Below are 20,259 nucleotides of genomic sequence, written 5' to 3' on the forward strand. Positions count from 1 at the left end.
AACCTTATTTTCTCTAGAAACTGGCTTCATTGCCAGCTCTTTTTTCTTTTTGACTGCAAAAATACTAATAATTATTTGCAACTCGGTAGCAATGAAGTTATTTATAACAAAAATACCTAGAAATGATGAGAGTATCATCAAATCTAGGTATTCTTATCATTATTTCTTGTGATGGCAAGATTTCGCTGTCATCACTTATCATCCTTTCTGGTGATTAGATGTTTCTGCCGTGGCAGTTCTTGAACTTCTTTCCGCTGCCGCATGGACATGGATCGTTAGGACGAGGCATGTGCTCGGCACGGTATGGAGTGCGGTTCACCTGGTCAGCTCCCTCGCGGGTATCCTGATTGGCTGCTGCCTCCTGTGCTGCACGCTCAGCATCGATATCCACTTTGCTCTCTACGTAGTTCTGCTGGGTGTGCTGCTCTGGTGCTGCCTCCTGAACTGGCTGCTCCTGCTCCATGACAGGAATCTGACCACGCATCAGGATGCTGGCGATGCGGTCGTTCATATCATTGATCATAGCGTCCCATACCTTTGCACTCTCCAACTTGAAGATGAGCAATGGATCCTTCTGCTCGTAGCTGGCATTCTGTACTGAGTGCTTCAACTCATCGAGCTTGCGGAGGTTCTCCTTCCAGTCATCATCGATGATGTGGAGTACTACGCTCTTCTCGAACTCCTTCACTACGTTCTTTGCCTCAGTCTCGTAAGCTTCCTTCAGGTTGCATGCGATGTTGTACATACGCTTGCCGTCGGTGATAGGCACCATGATGCGCTCGTACATCGCACCCTGGTTTTCATACACCTGCTTGATGATAGGCATTGCTGTAGCCTGGATGCGGTCGGTCTTGCGCTTGAAGGCAGCCATAGCCTCCTGGAAGGCACGCTCAGCCATCTCGTCGCGTCTGCCGTTCTCGTATTCCTCCTCTGTGAAAGGAATCTCCATGGCGAGGACCTTCAGGAACTCTTCCTTGGCACCGGTGAAGTCGTTGTTGTTCACGATGTTCAGTACGCGGTCCCAGATTACGTTGGCGATATCCATACCGATACGCTCACCCATCAGGGCGTGGCGACGCTTTTCGTAGATAACGGTACGCTGACGGTTCATCACGTCATCATACTCCAGGAGGTGCTTACGGATACCGAAGTTGTTCTCCTCAACCTTGCGCTGTGCACGCTCGATGCTCTTGCTGATCATTGGGCTTTCGATACGTTCGCCATCCTCGAAACCGAGACGGTCCATTACCTTGGCAATACGCTCAGAAGCGAAGAGACGCATCAGCTTATCCTCCAATGATACATAGAAAACAGAAGAACCTGGGTCACCCTGACGTCCGGCACGACCACGGAGCTGACGGTCAACACGACGGCTCTCATGACGCTCTGTACCGATGATGGCGAGACCACCTGCAGCCTTCACCTCTGGGGTCAGCTTGATATCGGTACCACGACCTGCCATGTTGGTAGCGATGGTTACGGCACCCTTGCCATTTACTGAGCGACCAGCCTCGGCTACGATCTGAGCCTCCTGCTGGTGCAGCTTGGCGTTCAATACATTATGAGGAATGTTGCGCATCTTCAACATCTTGCTCAACAACTCAGAGATTTCTACAGATGTGGTACCAACCAATACTGGGCGACCAGCATTACGTGTCTCCTCAATCTCATCGATGACGGCACGATACTTCTCGCGGGCAGTCTTATATACACGGTCATCCAAGTCCTTACGCAGGATAGGGCGGTTGGTAGGAATTTCAACTACATCGAGCTTATAGATATCCCAGAACTCACCAGACTCGGTGCTTGCCGTACCGGTCATACCTGCGAGCTTGTGGTACATACGGAAGTAGTTCTGGAGTGTGATGGTAGCAAAGGTCTGTGTTGCTGCCTCTACCTTTACATGCTCCTTAGCCTCTACAGCCTGGTGTAAGCCATCGCTCCAGCGGCGACCCTCCATGATACGACCTGTCTGCTCATCCACGATCTTCACCTGACCGTCCATGACAACATACTCATCGTCCTTATTAAACATGGTGTAAGCCTTCAAGAGCTGCTGCAAGGTGTGAACACGCTCGCTCTGTACGCCGTAGTGAGCCAGCAACTCGTCCTTGATGTCCAGACGCTCCTGGTCAGAGATGTCTGTGCGAGCTTCCAGGTCACTCATCTGTGTAGTGATATCAGGCAATACGAAGAGCTCTCTATCGTTCACCTGCTTAGCCAACCACTCTGTACCCTTATCGGTCAGGTCGGCAGAGTTCAGCTTCTCATCAACCACGAAGTACAAAGGCTCAACAGCCTTAGGCATCTCACGGTTGTTGTTTGCCATATAGAATTCCTCGGTCTTGAGCAATCCAGCCTTGATACCCTCCTCAGAGAGGTACTTGATCAATGGCTTGTTCTTAGGCAGCGCCTTGTAAGAACGGTAGAGTGAGAGGAAACCTTCCTCAAGCATCTGCTGGTTCTTGGTCTTGCCGCCCTCTGTAATCTTCTGCTTAGCCTCGGCGAGCAACTCGGTAGCCTGCTTGCGCTGTACCTCGTAGAGCTTCTCTACCAGTGGCTGGTACTGCTCGAACATCTGGTCGTCGCCCTTTGGAATAGGACCAGAGATGATCAATGGAGTACGGGCATCATCGATCAACACGGAGTCAACCTCATCGACGATGGCGTAGTTGTGCTGGCGCTGTACCAGGTCGCTAGGGTTGGTAGCCATGTTATCACGCAGGTAGTCGAAACCAAACTCATTGTTGGTACCGAAGGTGATGTCTGCCATATATGCCTTGCGGCGCTCGTCGGAATTAGGACGATGCTTGTCGATACAATCTACAGAGAGGCCGTGGAACATATAGAGAGGTCCCATCCACTCAGAGTCACGCTTAGCCAGGTAGTCGTTCACGGTTACTACGTGTACACCGTTACCTGTCAATGCGTTGAGGAAGATAGGAGTAGTACCTACGAGGGTCTTACCCTCACCGGTAGCCATCTCTGCAATCTTACCCTGGTGGAGAACAACACCACCGAAGAGCTGTACGTCGTAGTGTATCATTTCCCACTTCATATCGTTACCGCCGGCAGTCCAGTGGTTGTGATAGATAGCCTTGTCGCCGTCGATGGTCACGAAGTCGTTGGCTGGGTTTGAAGCCAGCTCGCGGTCGAAGTCTGTAGCAGTAACTACGGTCTCCTCGTTTTCAGCGAAGCGGCGTGCTGTATCCTTTACGATAGCGAAAACCTGAGGCAAAACCTCGTTGAGTGCAACCTCATACTTGTCGAGTGCTTCCTGCTCCAACTTGTCGATCTGGTTGAAGATACCTTCACGCTCGTCGATTGGAGTGTCCTCGATCTTAGCTTTGAGTTCGGCAATCTTAGCCTTCTCTTCCTTAGCGTACTCCTGTACGTACTTCTGGAGTTCCTTTGTTTTTGCACGAAGTTCGTCATTGCTCAAGGCATTCATCTTAGGGTATTCTGCCTTGACTTTCTCTACGATTGGCTGGATCAACTTCATATCGCGAGTTGACTTGTTGCCAAACAATGACTGAAGAATTTTGTTAAAGTTCATTGTATATTTATTTTTTATTATTATTCGATGTATGATATAGGAATTAAAGGAGTTAAGGAGTTAAAGGAGTTAAGACAAATGTGGTCTGTCAGTCCTTTTTCCTCTTCTGCTTTTTCCTGTTGTTTGTTTACTAGCTTGCAAAAATACAAAAAATATCTGTAAATCTGCAATATTTTACCAATTATTGCCCTTTCTGGCTGCATTTCTTGCTAGTTTTGCTGTCAGAAAGCACATAATCAGCAGTTTGGACCTCGAATAACAATGCTTCCGAAGGGTGCTTTGTACTTATGCACCACAACGGGGCGAAAACAAATATTTAAATGTGAATCTGTCAGAATGTCAGTCTTGACAGCTGCAGGCACAGCTGCCTGATGGTAATGATGCTCTGACATGTTTTCCTCTTCGGAAGCCTGCTTGATGGCTTTGATGACATAGAGGATGTCCTCCTCCAATGCCTTCGCCTCCGGTTGCTGGATGAATTCATCGTAGGATATATCCGTGAGCGCAAACTTCAGCGCCTGCTGATAAGTCTGCGCCTCCATGCCGGTTGCCGCCAGGACAACCAAAAGGGCTGTGATATATCTGTTTACCATCATTTTATTTTCTTTATTTATGTAACTTTTGAAAGTCTTTTTTAGAGCATCTTCTCTCTGTTTCGGTTTGGAGAAGTGTCTCTACTTGTCTTTTCTGAGTTTATTCATTAATTGTTTCTGTATAGCCAGCTTGCTGCTGTTGAGGTCGAGCAGGGTTGACTTAATCGCATATCTCATCAGCAAAGAGAATGCCAAAGTGCTCATTCCTTCGGCATAGCTCTGCCAGATTTGCAGGAGCAATGCTACGAGCAGGCACCATCCCCATACCTCGTAATACCAGTAGAGCTTGCCTTTTCTCATCTTCGAGATGGTTTTCCAAGCGAAGATGAGGTTCACTGGGTTCAGCAGCAGGAGCTGGAAGTTGATCTGCACGGTAGGGTGCTGCGAGAAGATCATCGCAAAGAGGATGATGCCCGGCAGACCCGTCAGGATGAGCAGGAAGGCATCAAACCCCCAGAAGTTCTTCTTCTTGCGCCATTCGATGATGCTCACGCCTATGATGATGATGGCGATGAATGTTGCCACCATGATTGGGGTGATGGCTTCCGATTCTGCCACCTGTGCCTGCTTCGGTATCAGGTAGCTGGTGCTATCTACCATCGTGATATAGCCCTCCTTGCCGTTGTCGTATCGGGTGCTAGCCAGATCCTGGGGTGCATTCATATTGTCTTTTCTGCCTTCTGTGGCAAAGTCACGGCTCAGGTTGTCTGGCAGGAACTCCCATTCACGCTTGCTGATAGGCTGGTCGGAAAGATAGCCCAGGAGCAGGTCGTTGCCGAAACGGCTCCATCGGTGGTCTCCGTTCAGCTTGTGGATTTCCTGGCGATAGGTGGATTGGGTTTCCTTATCATCAAAGTTGGTGTTGCAGTAACCGATGTTGGTGAGAATCATCTCCCTTGCACGGGTGGTGCAGTTGTCGAAGAAGAAGTTGTACCGGTAGGTACGGTTCTCCGGCTTGGCATTCTCCTCGATGGCATGCAGGATGTTGATCTTCTCGTCCCTGGAGAGATTGATGCGCTGCTGGCGTACCCATCTTCCTTCTGCTGCATATTCGGCGAGGAAGTCGGTCATTGGGTAGATGCCGATCTGGTAGTCGGTGAGTCCGAATACGAAGCGCAGGATGAAGAAGCTCTTCCTGAAACTGAACATGCCCCAGTTGACTGCCACATCGCTGCCGTGCATCTTGTCCTGGATGCGCAGGGCTGTGTGACCGTAGTACGACCATACCTCGTTGCCTGGTCCGCAGGTGAGGAGCGAAATATCTACTGAGTCGAGCCAGGATGTAGCATCCTCATTGACACGACTGTTCTGCACAGAAATGTCAGGAGTCTGATAGCCTGAAAAATCCTGTGCTGTCACATTAGTAGTTAAATTGGTTAAAATAACCGCTAAAATGACTCCAAAAATATGCTTAAATCGTTTCACGATGCAAAAATAACTTATTATTTTGGAATATCCTTCTTTTTTCTAGATTTTTTTTAATACTTTTGCACTCTGAATATAATTTTGACTGATTTATATATAAATGAGAAAGTTTATTTTAGCAGCCCTCTTGTTGGGTTCTACTCTTATGGTTAATGCCCAAAGTGGTACTAATTCTCCATACAGCCAGTATGGTTTAGGCGTTTTGTCTGAACAGACTTCTGGCTTCAACCGTGGTATGAATGGTGTTGGACTTGGTTTTCATGAGCATAATCAGATTAACTATCTGAACCCTGCTTCCTATGCTGCCATCGACTCCATGACTTTCATCCTGGATGCAGGTATCTCGGGTCAGGTAACCAACTTCAACGAGAACGGGGTGAAGAAGAATGCCAATAACTCCAATCTCGAATATGTGGTAGCAGGCTTCCGCCTCTTCCGCCATCTGGGTATGAGTTTTGGTATTATCCCTTTCACCAACGTGGGATACAACTATTCTACCAGCGGATGGGTGAACAAGAACGACAAGGATGTTACCTACACCAACTCTTACGAGGGTGAAGGCGGTTTGCATCAGGTATATGTGGGTGCCGGCTGGTCTCCGCTCAAGGGCTTGTCTGTCGGTGCCAATATTGGCTATATCTGGGGTTCCATCGACAGAACCGTGCAGAACTACTATAGCAACAGCTATTATAAGTCTCTTTACCGCACCTATGGTACTCGTGTGAACAACTACAAGATCGACCTGGGTGTGCAATATACCCAGAAGTTGTCGAAGAAGGATGAGGTAACCCTGGGTGTCACTTATTCGCCAGGTCATAACCTGCATGCCGATGCCGATATGAGCATCATTTCTTCCAATGCGCAGACCAGTACATCTGATACACTTGCCTTCAGCATCAAGAATGCCTACGAGTTGCCTACAATGTATGGCGCCGGTTTGATGTGGAATCACAACAACCAGTGGAAGATTGGTGTAGATTACAGTCTGCAGAAATGGGGTAGCCTGGGCTATCCTACCTACGAGGCTAACAGCAGCGAGCCTTGGGCATTGCGCGATGGGGTGTATAAGGATCGCAGCAAGGTGAATGTCGGATTCCAGTACTGCTATGGTGAGCGCAGCCGTGCTTTCCTCAAGCGTGTGGCTTACCGTGCCGGTGTGAGCTTTGCTACACCATATTATAAGGTGAACGGCGTGGATGGCCCTAAGGAGCTTTCTGTAAGTGCCGGTTTCGGTATTCCTATCATGAACTCCTACAATAACCGTTCGCAGTTGAATATCAGCGGCCAGTGGGTGAAGAATTCGGCTACCGGACTTATCAAGGAGAATATCTTCCGCCTGAACATCGGATTCACTTTCAACGAGGATTGGTTCAAGAAGTGGAAGATGCAGTAATCTGCCCATATTGTGGTGTCTTCTTCGGGAGATGCCACATCTTCTATATATATAATAATGTATAAGATTAAATATTTCATAGTAATAGGTGTCATAGTTTCCTGGGTTTTGGCTGCCTGCCAGAATCCGGTAGAACATACTGCGCCTGCTATCCACGACAGAGACTCTGTGGCGATGATGACTTCGTATGGCGTCAATACCCTCATCAGTGATTCGGGTGTCATCAAGTACCGCATCGTTACCGAGCGATGGGAGGTGAATACCAACCGTGTGCCTTCCCGCTGGATTTTTGATAAGGGTATGCTGCTCGAACAGTTTGACGAGAAGTTCCACATCAACAGCTATATCCAGTGTGATACGGCTTATTACTTTGATCAGGAGCGTGTCTGGAAGCTTTATGGCCGTGTGCGCATCCTCACCAAGGATGGTCTTCGCTTTACCAGCGAGCAGCTCACCTGGGATGAGAACAAGCATGAACTCTCCAGCCATGTGTTCAGTAAGCTCGTTACTCCGGAGCGTACCCTTCAGGGTTCCTATTTCTGGAGCGATGAGCGTATGACCCGCTATTTTGTGAGCAATTCTAAGGGTAGCTTCGAGAAGGGCGACTTTGGAGGTGGAGGCAGTTCATCTTCTGCTTCATCATCCGATTCTACCAGTGTGCCTATGCGCCAGCCGGCAACGCCGCAGCGAGCCACCACCATTCCTATCATGCATTGATAGGGTAGGAGGAAATATGTTTTTAACGATATAATGTATCATGGAAGAAGTTGATATAAGTCTGATAGTGAGTATCCTCATCACGATGGTGTTTTCTGCATTCTTTAGTGGAATGGAAATAGCCTTCGTCTCCTCCAACCGTATGTTGGCGGAAATGGACAAGGAGAAAAACGGACTTACGCAGCGACTCTTGTCGCTCTTTTATAATCATCCCAACGGATTCGTCAGTACCATGCTGGTGGGCAACAATATAGCCCTCGTAGTATATGGTATCCTGATAGCCCGTCTGTTTGATAATACCATCTTTGCTGGTCAGGATGATGGTGTCAAGGTTACCTGCGATACCATTCTCTCTACACTCATCGTGTTGTTTACGGGTGAGTTCCTGCCGAAGACGCTTTTCAAGTCGAATCCAAACCGACTGCTGTCCATCTTCAGTCCGTTTGCGTATCTGTGCTACGTCATTCTCTGGCCTATCAGCAAGTTCAGTACCTTCCTCAGCAAGGGATTGCTGCGCATGGTGGGTATGAAGATGGAGTCTGAAGAGGGAGATGAAGGCTTTTCTAAGGTAGATCTTGACTATCTGGTGCAGTCGAGCATCGACAATGCCACCAATGAGGACGAGATCAACGACGAGGTGAAGATTTTCCAGAATGCCCTGGATTTCTCAGATACCAAGGTGCGCGACTGTATGGTGCCACGTACCGAGATTCAGGCGGTAGAGATCGATACCTCGCTGGAGGAACTCCGCCAGAAGTTCATCGAAAGCGGAAACTCCAAGATCATCGTCTATGAGGATGATATCGACCATATCGTGGGCTACATCCACAGTTCCGAGCTCTTCCACAATCCGAAGAGATGGCAGGATCATATCCGTACGATGCCTTTCGTGCCGGAGACCATGCAGGCGCAGAAGCTGATGCAGACCTTCCTGCAGCAGAAGAAGTCGCTGGGCGTTGTGGTAGATGAGTTTGGCGGAACCAGCGGACTGGTGAGTCTGGAGGATATCGTGGAAGAGATCTTCGGTGATATCGAGGATGAGCACGATTCTGCTAAGTATGTAGCCAAGAAGACCGATGACGGCGACTATCTGCTGTCGGCTCGTCTGGAGATAGACAAGGTGAACGATCTGTTCGATCTGGATCTTCCTGAGAGTGATGAGTATATGACTCTGGGCGGACTCATTCTTCACGAATATCAGAGTTTCCCAAAGCTGAATGAAGTAATTAAATTCGACAAGTTTGAGTTTAAGATTATCAAGTCCACATCCCGTAAGATAGAACTTGTGAAACTCCACATCATCAAATAGTTGGATGAGAAGAGGGAATTTTTCGACTTTTTTGCGTTTCCAGCCAAAAAAGATACCGAAAAATTCCCTTTTCTCGTATTATTTTTGTATTTTTGCAACCAATTGGCTACTTGCTTCAAAAGCAGTACAATCCTAATAAGGAAAAAATAAAATAATAATAATAATTAAAACGTAATGGCAGCATTAGGAACAATTAGAAAAAGAGGCGTGATACTGGTATGTATTATCAGTTTCGGTCTTTTCGCCTTCATTGCTGAGGAAGCTTTCCGCTCTTGCGATTCTGCAAAGAACAATGAGCGTCAGCAAATCGGTGAGGTGTATGGCGAGAAAATCAGCGTGCAGGATTTCCAGAAGCTCGTTGATGAGTACACAGAGGTTATTAAAATGCAACAAGGTCAGGAAAACCTTCCTGAGGAGCAGATGAATCAGGTGAAGGACATGGTATGGAATACATACGTACAGAACCAGATCATTGCCCAGGAGGCTAGCAAGTTGGGTCTTACCGTAACAGACGCAGAGCTTCAGGACATCCTGAAGACAGGTACAAACCCAATGCTTCAGCAGACTCCATTCGTAAATCAGCAGACAGGTCGTTTCGACGCATCTTCTCTTCAGAAGTTCCTGGCTGATTACAAGGCTCAGAAGGCTAACCCATCTGCTAATCCTCAGATGATGGAACAGTACACCAAGATTTTCAACTACTGGTCATTCATCGAGAAGACACTTCGTCAGCAGACATTGGCTCAGAAGTATCAGGCACTCCTGGCACACTGCTTCCTTTCAAACCCTGTAGAGGCTAAGATGGCTTTCAAGGAGGAGAACGAGGAGAGCCAGATCCAGTTGGCTGCCTTCCCTTATTCTGATGTTCAGGACGACAAGGTGAAGGTAGAGGAGAGCGACCTGAAGGCTAAGTATGATGAGATGAAGGCTCGCTTCAAGCAGCCTGTAGAGAGCAGAGATATCAAGTTCATCGATGTTCAGGTTGAGGCTTCCAAGGCCGACCGTGCAGCACTCAACAAGGAGTTTGCTGAGTATCATACACAGCTCGCTGCTGCAGCTGATCCTGCAGAGCTTGTCCGCAAGTCAGCTTCTACCGTAGCTTACCTGGGTATCCCAGTGAGCAAGGAGGCTTTGCCATCAGACATTGCTTCTGCTATCGATTCTATGGCTGTTGGTGCTACTTCTGCAGTAAAGGCTAACGCTTCTGATAACACATTGAACATCGTGAAGCTGATGAGCAAGCAGCAGTTGCCAGACTCTATCCAGTATCGTGTCATCCAGGTGGCAGCAGCTTCTCAGGCAGAGGCTAAGACCAAGGCAGATTCAATCCACAGCGCTCTTGCTGCTGGTGCAGACTTCGAGGCACTCGCTAAGAAGTATGGTCAGACTGGTGAGAAGGCTTGGATGACTACCAAGCAGTATGAGTATGCTCAGACTATGGATAAGGACAACAAGGCATTCATCAACACCTTGAATACAGCTTCTGTCAATGCATACAATGAGCTTCAGCTCGGTCAGGGTTATGTCATCCTCCAGGTTTGCGACCGCAAGGCAATGGTAACCAAGTATGTGGCAGCAGTCATCAAGAAGGAGATTCAGTTCTCTAACGATACATACCGTACAGCATACAACAAGTTCTCTAGCTATGTAAGTGCTAATCCTAAGTCAGAGGATCTCTTGAAGAATGCAACCAAGAGCGGTTATCGCGTACAGAACCTGAATGATATGACAACAGCTACTCACTATGTAGCCAACATCCATTCTACCCGTGATGCCTTGAAGTGGATCTTCGAGAGCAAGGAGGGTGAGGTTTCTCCTATGTATGAGTGTGGTGACAACAACCACTTGCTCGTAGTAGTATTGGATAAGATTCATCGCATCGGTTACCGCGACTTGAGCGATCCTCAGGTTAAGGAGATGGTAAAGGCTGAGGTCATCAAGGACAAGAAGGCTGAGATGATTATGGCTAAGGTAGCTGGTGTGAAGAGTATCGCTGCAGCTAAGGCTAAGGGTGCCAAGATTGCTACCGTTAATCAGATTACTTTCGCAGCTCCTACCTTCATCTCTGCTACAGGTGCCAGCGAGCCAGCTGTTTCTGGTGCAGTTTCTGCTACCAAGAAGGGTGCTTTCGTAGCTAACGCAGTAAAGGGTAACGCAGGTGTTTATCTCTTCCAGGTTACTGGCAAGACCAACCGTCCTGTTAAGTTCGATGAGAAGGCTTACGAGCAGAAGTGCCGCCAGAAGGCTATGCAGTATGCCGGCAACTTCATGAACGAGCTTTATATGAAGGCTCACGTAGTGGATAACCGCTACTTGTTCTTCTAAAAACATATTTAAAATTAAATAATTGGGGTGTGTTTCTCTTGCAGGAACCACCCCTTTTTTCATGTCTCTTTGTGCTGTTTTATATGTCTTTAAGGGTAGAAGTACCTCACTGGTGAATTATAGCCTAGAATAGTAGTTTAGTACATTCTGGCAGTTGTTGGACCCATCTGGACGTTCTGTTGCTAACCTTCGTTGTATAACATAAAAAAGGTGTATCGCTCAATTTGGCGATACACCTTTTTTCTTTAGTATGGTTTGTGAAGTTATCCTCAACAGGGATTATCCACGGCTCCACCAATGCTTTTTCTTTGGTGGTTCTTGTGTTGACATCAACTTCTGCTTGATAAGACGACGATAGCTTGTGTGCTTTGTGATAATCTGGTAAATCTCTCCCCAGTCAGGGAGACCACCGATACCACGGTCGTCAATAAACCAGTCAGCCTTGAGCTTACGTGAGAAATGGTTGTTGCTCTCTACGCTTTCTTCCGGGTAGTCTTTATTGACTGCCCAGAATTCCACACCGCGCTCTCTGCACCATTCTACGGCTTCATCCAGAAGCTTTCCTTCGCGCACACTCCAAAGAATGAGACGGTGATGGTCTTTGATGAGCATCTTGAGTGTCTCTGTGGCAAAAGGCAGCTCTGTACCAATTTTAGGGTACTCGTGAGTTACGATAGTACCATCAAAATCAACAGCAATTGTTGCCATATTTAAATTCCTTTCTCGTTTAATGATTTATAATTGTCGATTACTACTTCTTGATACTTGTATCATTGGCATTGCCATAGTGGCTGTTGCTATAGTTGCCGTAACTGCCATACTGACCGTATGAACCATACTTGCCATAGTTGCCGTAGTTGCCATAGTTACCGTATTTGCCATATTTGCCATACTTACCCACACCATAGTAGAAGCTGTGCTTCTTCTTGGAGAGATCCACACCATTCAGTACCAGGCACATGTTAGGCAACTTCTTCTCGGCATTCAATCCGTTGATCATGCCGAAACTTGTCTTTGCGGTATAGTCTGCACGACAAACATAGATACAGAGGTTTGCCAGTCTGCCGAGCTGCAAGCTATCGTTAACCAATCCTACCGGTGCTGTATCAAGCACGATGTAGTCGTAATGGTTCTTCAGTTCCTTGATGATGGCATCGAGGCTTGGACGGGTAATCAACTCACCTGGGTTAGGAGGTACTGGACCAGCCATCAGCAGGTCGAGGTTGCTGTTGACGCCCGAAGAGAGAATCTGCTTCTGGATATCCTCCCAAGTGTTGTTCTCGTGAACCATCAGGTTGGTGATACCAGTATGATGGTTGTCGATTTCGAACAACTCTGCCAGACGAGGCTTACGGATATCCAGACCTACTACGATGACCTTCTTGCCCAGCAGAGCCAGAGAGATGGCTACGTTAGAGGCAACGAATGTCTTACCCTCACCAGAGGTTGAAGAGGTAAACATCAGAACCTTTTCGTCCTTCTTCAGCATAAACTGGATGCTGGTACGCAATCCACGGAAGATTTCCTCCATCAGGTTGTTGACGTTCTGGTGAACCACGATATCTGCTCTACCCTTGGAAACATCGCTGGCTACAGGGATGTCTGCGATAACCGGAATCTGAGTCAGCTTGACAACATCTGCATGGCCCTCAATCTTATACTTGAAGAACTCAATCAGGAAGAGGATTCCTGCTGGGATGGCAAAACCTAATACCAATGCGATAAGCAGGATGATGGCAGCCTTAGGACTGGTCTTTCCTACGAGTGATGGAGCGTCGATGATCTTACCCTTGTCAGCTGTAGCAGCCAGAGAGATTGAGTTTTCCTCACGCTTCTGCAAGAGCATCAGGTAGAGACCTGATTTTACTTCCTGCTGGCGGCCGATCTGTGTCAATACGCGCTCCTGTTCTGGAGAGTTGCCAATCTGGCTGTTATACTGGTTGGCCTGAGATGCGATGCTGTTACGCTGGATTTCCATACCCAGACGAGCCTGGCGCATGGCACGCTTGATAGACTTGGTCAACTCCTCCAACTGTGCAGTCAGTGGAGTAACCGATGGTGACAGTTCGCTGGCAGAGTGCAATGCATTGCTGCGCTCCAGGGCAATCTTGTTATACTGATTGATGAGCTCTGTAGAACTTTCATCAGTCAAACCAACGTTAGATGGGATAGGCTTGTACTTGTTGCCTGGCTCATCCATATATTTTCCGAGTTCCTTAAGCAGTTCTACCTGGGTGTTAGCTTCCTGCAACTTCTGGGTATAGGTATCTGCGTTGGCAATAGCAGCTGTAGCATTGAGCTTCATCTCTATCACCTTGTTGCGCTTCTTGTAGCTTTCCAACTGGTTTTCGGTAGTGCCCAGTTCAGAGTTGATCTTCTCCAGACGGTTGTTGATAAACTGTTCTGTACGATAGGCTATTTCGTTCTTGTCGAGGTTAGCCTGTCGGTTATATACCTTAATAAGAGTATGCAGATAATCCAAACCGCGCTGTGGGTTCTCGTCGTTCAGTACGAGTTCAGCGATGGTTGTAGTCTTTGAGGTCTGACTGACAGTCAGATTCTTCACATACTCCTCTGCAGCCATCTCAGGTGATACGATCACAGCCTTCAATACGTCGCCGTCTTCCATGTTGTAGCCCTTGTTGGCTGTCAGCAGGATGGCACCTACTCGTGTATTGATGGTTGCTGGCAGACCATTGATGGTCTTCTCAAACTCAATAGGATCCTTTTCGTGGGTGAAGGCATCGATAGGCATGTAGTATTTTCCAGTGACATGGAATTGCTTGCCGTCTTTCTCGATGCTTAATTTTACAGGAGCATTTAGCTTCTGCAGGTTCTTGGCATCCATATCCACATTGATTTCCTGTTCCTTATAGACCAGTGGTGATCTGAAGATACCCTTGTGGTAGTAGTTTACGTAGGTTTTCATGTCAATGACAGCCTGACGTGCCATATCGCTAGCCGACAGGATTTCCATCTCGTTGTCAATACCGTTTGAGTTCGTCATGAAACCCAAATTGGCTGCACTCTGAATCATGCTGCTGCTCATACCACCGCCTCGCTTGCTTTGGTCATCATCCTTGATGAGTACTTTTGTCGTAGTCTGGAATACAGGTTTTGCATGCTGCAGGTAGAGATATCCCAAACCGAGACATAAGATGATGGATAGAATAAACCACTTCCAGTTAAGGATAAGTGTGGTGTAGATCAATTGGAAGTCGATAGCCGACTTTTCCTCTTGGTTCTGCACGTTTTCCAATTCTAAATTCTTGTTTTCTTCCATTATTTTAATGTTATTGTTTTGCGTTGAATTTGTATATGAATGAATTCTTAGGAACCAGTTTCTTATCTGTTGTCTGTAGCGATAGCCATCAGATACTGTCCGTATCCGTTCTTGAGCATCGGTTCAGCCAGTTTCTTAAGCTGTTCCTTGTCAATCCATCCCTGGTTGTAGGCTATCTCTTCCAGGCAGGCTACCTTCAGTCCCTGGCGCTTCTCTATCACCTCAATGAAGGTGCTGGCTTCCGAAAGACTGTCGTGGGTACCGGTATCCAGCCAGGCAAAACCGCGCTGCAGGGTTCTTACCTTCAGGGTCTTCTCTGCCAGATAGTGCTGGTTCACTGTGGTAATCTCCAGCTCTCCACGCGCACTAGGCTTGATGTGCTTCGCCACTTCCACCACACTGTTCGGATAGAAGTAGAGTCCCACTACGGCATAGTTGCTCTTAGGCTGTGCTGGCTTCTCCTCGATGCTCAGGCAGTTGCCGTCCTTGTCAAACTCCGCCACGCCGTATCTTTCCGGATCGTTCACGTAGTAGCCGAATACGCTTGCCTGTCCTGCTTCGGCTGCCTTCACGCTCTCCTTCAGCAGTCCGGTAAAGCCGGCTCCGTAGAAGATGTTGTCGCCCAGCACGAGGCAGACGTCATCCTTCCCTATGAATTTCTCTCCGATGATGAACGCCTGAGCCAGTCCGTCAGGCGAAGGCTGTTCAGCATACTCGAAGTGAACCCCCAGTTCGCTTCCGTCGCCCAGCAGTCTCTTGAATCCAGGCAGGTCGAAAGGCGTAGAGATAATTAGAATCTCCTTGATACCAGCCAGCATCAGTACCGATACGGGATAATATATCATAGGTTTGTCAAAGATAGGAATCAGCTGCTTGCTGATGCCCTTGGTGATGGGGTATAGTCTGGTGCCCGAACCACCTGCTAATACGATTCCTTTCATATCTTCTTCTTTATTTCTTTTTATGGTAAAAGTTCTTATTATACCTTTTTATTTTTATATGTTGCACATTCCACAGTCAATGCAGTCTTTGTGCGGAACAGAAAAACGTCTTTAAAAACGTGGCAAAGTTACTAAAAAATATTGAGCGGTGAAAATAATCAGCCTAAAATCTTCATATAATATAGGAAAAATATGCTTTCGGGGAAAAAAAACATCTCTTAATTTGGGTATTTTGCGATTTTATTGTATTTTTGCAGAACATTTAAGAACATTAATGAATAAATAAGATTAAGAATGGGAATATTTTCTAAACTATTCAGTCGTAAAGACGAAGATAAGAAAGTAGGTGGAATGGAAGACTACATGACCCTGGTCCGTGTATATTTCCAGGCAGCCTTGGCTTCACAATTAGGTATCACCAATCTGGCTATGCTTCCAGACCTCCGTGTCTTCAAGACCAGCCTCCATGTTCCTACCGTCAACAACCGTCTGGGCATCGGCGAGAAGGCACAGGTCAAGAAGATGATGAAGAACATCTATGATACCGACGATAACTTTTTCAAGGAGATTGATGCCAGCATCCGCAAGAACTGCCAGAAGCTCCAGGATGTCAATACCTATCTCATCCAGTTCCAGAACTTCACCCAGGATCTGATGATGCTCATGGGCAACCTGATGAAGTTCAAGCTTCGTCTGCCAAGCTTCATGAAGAAGACCCTCTATAAGCTCACTGCACAGACTGTGGACGATATCTTCAACAAGAACGATTTCTCGGATGCCAGCGTACTGAAGACCGTGGTTGGCTTGCGCCACTTCAACACCCGTCTGAAGTTCAGTCAGCAATGGGTTACCGATTTCACCTTCCAGGTACTGATGTTGGCAAAGAAGGAGCCACGTCCATCCGATGAAGAGGTGGAAAAGGCAAAGCAAAAGATGGGAAAGTAGCCAATATTCTCCCAAAAAGATAAAAAAAACAGGAGAATATTTGTTTTTTTCAAATTATTCTCTTAAATTTGTAGCCAAAAAATAAAAAGGCATGAGTGCTAGTGAGAAAACAATCAATACGTTTGCCACAAGAGTAAGGCAGATGATTCTCAAGTTTGAAGATATCAAGCATGAGAATGCAGAGCTGTATGCAATGGTGGATGAGCGCGATGCCAAGATCAAGGAATTGCAGGAGAAGTTGACTCAGGCAAAGCATGATTACGACAGTCTGAAGATGGCGAAGATGATGACGATTTCCGACTCCGACATGGAGACCACCCAGAAGCGCATCGCCAAGCTCATCAGAGATGTCAACAAGTGTATAACGCTACTGAGCGACAAGTAATAACTATTGAAGCGGAGGCAGATCAGATGGAAGATAAATTACAGATCAGATTACATGTATATGATACCGACCTCACGGTAAGAATACCGAGAGAGGATGAGGAGTATTATCGTAAGTCGGCTAAGTTGATCGATGAGATTGTCAATTCGTATGCGAAAATCTTCAAGGGGCGCAAGAGCGACAAGGAGATTTTGTATATGGCTCTCATCGACGTAGCTTTGAGATTCGAGAAGGAATCAGATAAAAATGATACCCAACCATATAATGATATTCTGGACAAGCTGACTGCGGAGATAGAAGATACCTTGGCTAAGTAAGAATATTAATAATTATAATACATATATGGTAACAATAATAGCGACCCTGGTAGCTCTCGTGTTGGGAGGTATCGTGGGGTATGTCATTTTCCGTTATGTCATTAAGGGAAAATATAATGAAATGATAGATGCTGCCAGCAAAGAGGCAGAAGTAGTAAAGGAGAAAAAGCTTCTCGAAGTGAAGGAGAAGTTCCTCAATAAGAAAGCCGAGTTGGAGAAGGAGGTGCAGCAGCGCAACTCCCGCATCCAGCAGAGTGAAAACAAGCTCAAGCAGCGCGAAATCTCGCTCAACCAGCGCCAGGAAGACCTCGGTCGCCGCAAGCAGGAGGTAGAGCAGTATCAGCAGCGCATCGACAATGAGAAGAAACTCCTCGCCGTAAAGCAGCAGGAACTCGAGAAGATGCAGAAGCAGGAGCAGGCTAAGCTCGAAGAGCTTTCAGGTCTCAGTGCCGAGGAGGCGAAGAGTCGCTTGGTAGAGAGCCTGAAGGACCAGGCTCGTCTTGATGCAGCCAGCTACATCAATGAGATCATGGATGATGCCAAGCTCAATGCCAACCAGCAGGCTAAGAAGATTGTAATCCAGACCATCCAGCGTGTGGCTACCGAGACAGCTATCGAGAACTCTGTCTCTGTATTCCATATCGATAATGATGAGGTCAAGGGACGCATCATCGGTCGTGAAGGCCGCAACATCCGTGCTCTCGAGGCTGCCACCGGTGTGGAAATCGTGGTAGATGATACTCCTGAGGCTATCGTTATCTCAGCCTTCGATCCTGTGCGCCGTGAGGTTTGCCGTCTGGCTCTCCATCAGCTGGTAGCCGATGGCCGTATCCACCCAGCCCGTATCGAGGAGGTGGTAGCCAAGGTGAAGAAGCAGTTGGATAATGAGATCATCGAGACCGGTAAGCGTACAGCCATCGACCTCGGTATCCATGGTCTGCATCCAGAGCTGATTCGTATCATCGGTAAGATGAAGTACCGTTCATCTTATGGTCAGAACCTCTTGCAGCATGCGCGCGAAACTGCCAATCTCTGTGCGGTGATGGCTTCTGAGCTGGGCTTGAACCCTAAGAAGGCAAAGCGTGCCGGTCTGTTGCACGATATCGGTAAGGTGCCAGACGAGGAGAGCGAGTTGCCACACGCACTCTATGGTGCCAAGATAGCCGAGAAGTACAAGGAGAAGGCAGATATCTGCAATGCCATCGGTGCTCACCACGACGAGATGGAGATGAACACCCTTCTGGCTCCTATCGTACAGGTATGTGATGCCATCTCAGGTGCCCGTCCAGGTGCCCGCCGTGAGATTGTAGAGGCATATATCAAGCGATTGAACGATCTTGAGGCTATCGCTATGAGCTATCCTGGCGTAACAAAGACCTATGCCATCCAGGCTGGTCGTGAGCTTCGAGTCATCGTGGGTGCCGACAAGATGAGCGATGAGCAGAGTATCAAGCTCTCTGATGAGATTGCAACCAAGATTCAGAACGAGATGACCTATCCTGGTCAGGTGAAGATCACCGTGATTCGTGAGACTCGCAGTGTAGCTTACGCCAAGTAAGAAGGAAGCAAGCGATAAAACGCGTTTTCATATATTCGAAGTTAAAATTGTCGTTTCTCTCCTTCATAGGATGAGGAATGTATTTGATAAAGTCGCTGTTCTCTAGGGGACAGCGGCTTTTTTCTTTCATATCATGTACGGCTACATTTATATAATATAATGTGATGAAAGCAGAACAGAAGATTTTAAAGCGATTCAATAAAGGATGCGTGGATTATCACCTTTTGGAGGATGGTGACCGGATTCTCATTGCCTTGAGCGGCGGAAAGGATTCCCTGGAACTGTTGCGCCTCTTGGCTCAGCGTGCCCGCATCTATAAGCCGCATATTGAGGTGGAGGCGGCGCATATCATCATGGATAACATCCCTTACGAGACCGACCGTTCTTATCTGCAGGCATTTTGTGCAGAGAATGGCATCAAACTTCATATCCTGCATAGTTCTTTCGATGAATCCACCGATCCCCGCAAGACCCGTTGTTTCCTTTGTGCCTGGAACCGCCGCAAGACGCTCTTCGAGTTTGCGGTGAATAATGGTTTCAATAAGATAGCCCTGGGCCATCACATGGATGATATCCTCGTAACTTTCCTGATGAATATCACCTTCGAGGGTTCTGCCTCCACGATGCTTCCTAGTCTGCGGTTGAAGCATTATCCGCTCACTATCATCCGTCCCCTTTGTCTGGCGCATGAGAAGGATATCCGTCAGGTGGCAGAGGAGTTACAATTCACGAAGCAGAAGGCGCTGTGTCCGTACGAGGAGACCACGCGCCGCAGTGATATGCAGCAGATCTTCCAGCAGCTGGAACAGCTGAATCCCGAGGCGAGATACAGTCTTTGGCGGGCGATGATGAATAGGGGATAAGGTCTGGCAGGTTTTAGCAGGTATCTCTGATAGTACTTACGATGCGTAAAGCGGCTTGTATCGCTTATTGCCTCACTATGGCACAACATTGCCCCTTACCAGGGCAATAATCTGCCATTGCCAGGCACAAAACGATGCGTCGGGAGGTTTTTATAAAAGCACCACTCTTCTTTTTACTCTTCACCCGCACAAATTCCTTAGATACAAACACTTATGCTATTTTTGTGAAGAGTGAAGAGTATTTTTGAAAGAGGCTTACTATTATCCTGCTTTTGAGTGCCATATATGATGATTGCTTACGTCATATATGATGATTGCTTACGTCATATATGATGCAAGCTCATGCCGTATATGGCGTAGGCTGATGCTATATTGAGTGTAGGCTGATGCCCAATATGCCTCCTGCAAGCACCCTATATGCCGATATCCGAAACCATCTTTCCTGGTGTTGCTACACTCTCGGGGAGTGGGTGATTTTTATGCTACCATCTCGGCGAGAAACAGCTTATTTCATTTCATCCGAGTTGAGTATGGTGATGGTCTTGCCCTCAATCCTGATGGCACCCTTCTCCTCGAATTCAGAGAGGCAGCGGAGGAGCGAGAACTTCTGGATGCCGAAGATATCTGCCATTTCCTGTCGGCTGACATC

Annotated in this window: 16 protein-coding genes; 9 read left to right on the plus strand and 7 right to left on the minus strand. The window is 47.4% G+C overall.

Going from position 1 to position 20,259, the window contains the following annotated elements; translation table 11 throughout:
* Nucleotides 1–214 precede the first annotated feature (214 nt).
* The 3 genes from secA to DXD25_RS07995 all read right to left on the minus strand — a co-directional run bounded on the left by secA (nt 215) and on the right by DXD25_RS07995 (nt 5,508).
* Nucleotides 215–3,556: a preprotein translocase subunit SecA gene (gene secA / locus DXD25_RS07980; protein WP_117662753.1), complete on the minus strand. Its 3,342-nt coding sequence runs from the start codon at nt 3,554–3,556 to the stop codon at nt 215–217.
* Nucleotides 3,557–3,792: 236 nt separating this feature from the next.
* Nucleotides 3,793–4,152 (minus strand): hypothetical protein, encoded by a 360-nt coding sequence (locus DXD25_RS17160; protein ID WP_233522232.1) that lies wholly within the window; start codon nt 4,150–4,152, stop codon nt 3,793–3,795.
* A 78-nt stretch (nt 4,153–4,230) separates the two neighbouring features.
* On the minus strand, nt 4,231–5,508 hold the full coding sequence (locus DXD25_RS07995) for a DUF4105 domain-containing protein (protein WP_233522233.1): 1,278 nt from the start codon (nt 5,506–5,508) through the stop codon (nt 4,231–4,233).
* Nucleotides 5,509–5,674: 166 nt separating this feature from the next.
* Between DXD25_RS07995 and DXD25_RS08000 the strand changes: the two genes are divergently transcribed.
* The 4 genes from DXD25_RS08000 to DXD25_RS08015 all read left to right on the plus strand — a co-directional run bounded on the left by DXD25_RS08000 (nt 5,675) and on the right by DXD25_RS08015 (nt 11,318).
* Nucleotides 5,675–6,967 carry a hypothetical protein gene (locus DXD25_RS08000; RefSeq protein WP_117662759.1) on the plus strand — a complete coding sequence of 431 codons (1,293 nt, stop codon included), beginning with the start codon at nt 5,675–5,677 and terminating at the stop codon, nt 6,965–6,967.
* Nucleotides 6,968–7,024: 57 nt separating this feature from the next.
* Nucleotides 7,025–7,684: an LPS export ABC transporter periplasmic protein LptC gene (lptC, locus tag DXD25_RS08005; protein ID WP_117662761.1), complete on the plus strand. Its 660-nt coding sequence runs from the start codon at nt 7,025–7,027 to the stop codon at nt 7,682–7,684.
* A gap of 37 nt (nt 7,685–7,721) precedes the next feature.
* Nucleotides 7,722–8,993, plus strand: coding sequence for a hemolysin family protein (locus tag DXD25_RS08010; RefSeq protein WP_117662763.1), 1,272 nt, complete (start codon nt 7,722–7,724; stop codon nt 8,991–8,993).
* 174 nt (nt 8,994–9,167) lie between these two features.
* Nucleotides 9,168–11,318, plus strand: a complete 2,151-nt coding sequence (locus DXD25_RS08015) for a peptidylprolyl isomerase (protein ID WP_117662765.1) — start codon at nt 9,168–9,170, stop codon at nt 11,316–11,318.
* A 279-nt stretch (nt 11,319–11,597) separates the two neighbouring features.
* On the opposite strand, the gene DXD25_RS08020 is transcribed toward DXD25_RS08015, so the two are convergent.
* The 3 genes from DXD25_RS08020 to rfbA form a co-directional block, all read right to left on the minus strand.
* The gene (locus DXD25_RS08020) at nt 11,598–12,026 is read right to left on the minus strand and encodes a BT0820 family HAD-type phosphatase (RefSeq protein ID WP_117662767.1); all 429 of its coding nucleotides are present in this window, start codon (nt 12,024–12,026) and stop codon (nt 11,598–11,600) included.
* A gap of 43 nt (nt 12,027–12,069) precedes the next feature.
* The gene (locus DXD25_RS08025; protein WP_117662769.1) at nt 12,070–14,601 is read right to left on the minus strand and encodes a GumC family protein; all 2,532 of its coding nucleotides are present in this window, start codon (nt 14,599–14,601) and stop codon (nt 12,070–12,072) included.
* 62 nt (nt 14,602–14,663) lie between these two features.
* Nucleotides 14,664–15,542 carry a glucose-1-phosphate thymidylyltransferase RfbA gene (rfbA, locus tag DXD25_RS08030; RefSeq protein ID WP_117662771.1) on the minus strand — a complete coding sequence of 293 codons (879 nt, stop codon included), beginning with the start codon at nt 15,540–15,542 and terminating at the stop codon, nt 14,664–14,666.
* A gap of 294 nt (nt 15,543–15,836) precedes the next feature.
* Between rfbA and DXD25_RS08035 the strand changes: the two genes are divergently transcribed.
* From DXD25_RS08035 to DXD25_RS08055, 5 genes are all read left to right on the plus strand, one after another.
* Complete coding sequence (locus DXD25_RS08035) at nt 15,837–16,487, plus strand: hypothetical protein (protein WP_117662773.1); 651 nt, start codon at nt 15,837–15,839, stop codon at nt 16,485–16,487.
* Nucleotides 16,488–16,578: 91 nt separating this feature from the next.
* A complete protein-coding gene (locus tag DXD25_RS08040) occupies nt 16,579–16,872 on the plus strand; it encodes a hypothetical protein (protein ID WP_089544209.1) in 294 nt (97 codons plus the stop codon).
* Between the two features lie 26 nt (nt 16,873–16,898).
* Nucleotides 16,899–17,189, plus strand: a complete 291-nt coding sequence (locus tag DXD25_RS08045) for a cell division protein ZapA (protein WP_117662775.1) — start codon at nt 16,899–16,901, stop codon at nt 17,187–17,189.
* A 25-nt stretch (nt 17,190–17,214) separates the two neighbouring features.
* Nucleotides 17,215–18,747, plus strand: coding sequence for a ribonuclease Y (gene rny / locus DXD25_RS08050; protein ID WP_117662776.1), 1,533 nt, complete (start codon nt 17,215–17,217; stop codon nt 18,745–18,747).
* 164 nt (nt 18,748–18,911) lie between these two features.
* Nucleotides 18,912–19,610 (plus strand): tRNA 2-thiocytidine biosynthesis TtcA family protein, encoded by a 699-nt coding sequence (locus DXD25_RS08055; protein WP_117662778.1) that lies wholly within the window; start codon nt 18,912–18,914, stop codon nt 19,608–19,610.
* A 505-nt stretch (nt 19,611–20,115) separates the two neighbouring features.
* Here DXD25_RS08055 and DXD25_RS08060 read toward each other — a convergent pair.
* The coding region (locus tag DXD25_RS08060) for a helix-turn-helix domain-containing protein (RefSeq protein WP_147327875.1) at nt 20,116–20,259 on the minus strand (144 nt) is incomplete at its 5' end.

It is taken from the genome of Prevotella sp. TF12-30 (assembly GCF_003436715.1).
Classification (GTDB): Bacteria; Bacteroidota; Bacteroidia; order Bacteroidales; family Bacteroidaceae; genus Prevotella; species Prevotella copri_A.

What these genes read in the sequence shown, in the direction of transcription:
- secA (WP_117662753.1), bottom strand. Translation starts at nt 3,556, where the DNA reads ATGAACTTTAACAAAATTCTTCAGTCATTGTTTGGCAACAAGTCAACT.
- DXD25_RS08020 (WP_117662767.1), bottom strand. Translation starts at nt 12,026, where the DNA reads ATGGCAACAATTGCTGTTGATTTTGATGGTACTATCGTAACTCACGAG.
- DXD25_RS17160 (WP_233522232.1), bottom strand. Translation starts at nt 4,152, where the DNA reads ATGATGGTAAACAGATATATCACAGCCCTTTTGGTTGTCCTGGCGGCA.
- lptC (WP_117662761.1), top strand. Translation starts at nt 7,025, where the DNA reads ATGTATAAGATTAAATATTTCATAGTAATAGGTGTCATAGTTTCCTGG.
- rny (WP_117662776.1), top strand. Translation starts at nt 17,215, where the DNA reads ATGGTAACAATAATAGCGACCCTGGTAGCTCTCGTGTTGGGAGGTATC.
- DXD25_RS08055 (WP_117662778.1), top strand. Translation starts at nt 18,912, where the DNA reads ATGAAAGCAGAACAGAAGATTTTAAAGCGATTCAATAAAGGATGCGTG.
- rfbA (WP_117662771.1), bottom strand. Translation starts at nt 15,542, where the DNA reads ATGAAAGGAATCGTATTAGCAGGTGGTTCGGGCACCAGACTATACCCC.
- DXD25_RS08045 (WP_117662775.1), top strand. Translation starts at nt 16,899, where the DNA reads ATGGAAGATAAATTACAGATCAGATTACATGTATATGATACCGACCTC.
- DXD25_RS08015 (WP_117662765.1), top strand. Translation starts at nt 9,168, where the DNA reads ATGGCAGCATTAGGAACAATTAGAAAAAGAGGCGTGATACTGGTATGT.
- DXD25_RS08035 (WP_117662773.1), top strand. Translation starts at nt 15,837, where the DNA reads ATGGGAATATTTTCTAAACTATTCAGTCGTAAAGACGAAGATAAGAAA.
- DXD25_RS08000 (WP_117662759.1), top strand. Translation starts at nt 5,675, where the DNA reads ATGAGAAAGTTTATTTTAGCAGCCCTCTTGTTGGGTTCTACTCTTATG.
- DXD25_RS08040 (WP_089544209.1), top strand. Translation starts at nt 16,579, where the DNA reads ATGAGTGCTAGTGAGAAAACAATCAATACGTTTGCCACAAGAGTAAGG.
- DXD25_RS08025 (WP_117662769.1), bottom strand. Translation starts at nt 14,601, where the DNA reads ATGGAAGAAAACAAGAATTTAGAATTGGAAAACGTGCAGAACCAAGAG.